This window comes from Streptococcus sp. 2106 (assembly GCF_013277315.1).
GTDB classification, from domain to species: Bacteria; Bacillota; Bacilli; order Lactobacillales; family Streptococcaceae; genus Streptococcus; species Streptococcus pseudopneumoniae.
The window spans coordinates 1-1,468 of sequence record NZ_VMMS01000135.1 but is presented as its reverse complement, the minus strand read 5'-3'; the positions used below and the strand labels follow the sequence as shown (position 1 = coordinate 1,468).

Below are 1,468 nucleotides of genomic sequence, written 5' to 3'. Positions count from 1 at the left end.
TTCCCATAATAAGAGCCATAATCACAAAAAAATAGCAGATAGTCAATTTGACCACCTGTTATTTTTTACCAATTAACAATTTTATCTACAATATTTTGTTGTTCGGTAGCTGTTTTTCTTAGATAAATTCGAGTAGTTTCTATACTTTCATGTCCCATCAAATCTGCTAGCAAAGCAATATCGTTATACTTCGCTAAAAAATTCTTAGCAAATAAATGTCTAAAAGAATGAGGATAGACTACTTTAGAATTCATTTTGTATTTATCTGCATAATTTTTTAACTGTTGAGCAACTCCTCTTGCTGTAATTGGTTCGTTAAATTTATTCAAAAACAAATAACCACTTCGGCGATTTTCTGATTCTAACCAACTAAGACAACTATTTCTTAATTTTTTAGGAATGTACAGTCTACGAATTTTACCACCTTTTGAGTAAATGTCAAAATAACCGATTTCTACATGCTCTACTTTTAGTTTAATAAGCTCACTGACACGAGCCCCAGTTGCACCTAAAAACCAAACGACAAAATGCCATTTTAAAATACTATCTTTTTTCAAACTACGTTTAAGAAAAAGGTAATCAGCATGGCTAATGACATCTTCTAAAAACGGTTTTTGCTGTACTTTGACAAATTTTAATTTCAAATCATCATGACCAATAAAGGCCAGATATTTATTTACTCCTTGTAGTCGCAAATTGACAGTTTTAGGTTTAAAATTGTCTAATAAATATCCCTTGTATTCAAATAAATCTTCCATTTTGAGTTCGTAATTCTCCAAGAAAAATCGAACACCATAAAGGTACGAACGCACAGTATTTTCAGCTAAACCATCTTTCTTCAAATATAATTCAAAATCTTTCAACGTAAAACTCCTATCTTATGTTTGATAGAAATTCCACCGCACGTAAAACTATTATACTAAATTAGTGCGTCAATATGGGCGAAAGATTGTTCGATTTTTTCAACGATTCTAGTTTGTTCGGATAGTGGGGGGAGAGGGATGAGGAAATTCTGTATATCTGTTAGGGAAATGTTATCATTTGTTGAATTTTTTTGTTTTTGAATAAGATTATAAATTCTTGGTGTATTTAAAAAATGATAAATGAAGTTATATTTAATATAGTAGGAGCGAATATTGGCTACACGCTGATTTAAGAACATTCTTTCAGGTAATGTTTGCAAGATTGTGTTTTTTCCAACGGTACCCCCTGTCATCGCCAGCAAAATATCATTTTGGTAGATTTCAAATTTATTAAATTTCTCTTGATATTTTTGTCGTACTATATTTTTATTGATTAAGCCATTTTCATCAAAGTCAGATATTCTAACAATCCTTATTCCCTCATTTGAATATTCTGAGGATTTAAAAGAATAACCAGAGAAAATATTAGCAACAACATTTAATTTAACAAACATCCAACTTTCAGGAATATCATAAGGCACTTCCTCATAATAAGAGTTATCATC

General features: G+C 30.3%; 2 protein-coding genes. Both read right to left on the bottom strand.

Annotation, left to right across the window (positions count from 1 at the left end):
- Positions 1–65 precede the first annotated feature (65 nt).
- On the bottom strand, positions 66–863 hold the full coding sequence (psrA, locus tag HT723_RS11045; RefSeq protein ID WP_172935200.1) for a tyrosine-type DNA invertase PsrA: 798 nt from the start codon (positions 861–863) through the stop codon (positions 66–68).
- Positions 864–919: 56 nt separating this feature from the next.
- On the bottom strand, positions 920–1,468 hold a 549-nt coding region (locus HT723_RS11040), incomplete at its 5' end, for a restriction endonuclease subunit S (RefSeq protein ID WP_172935199.1).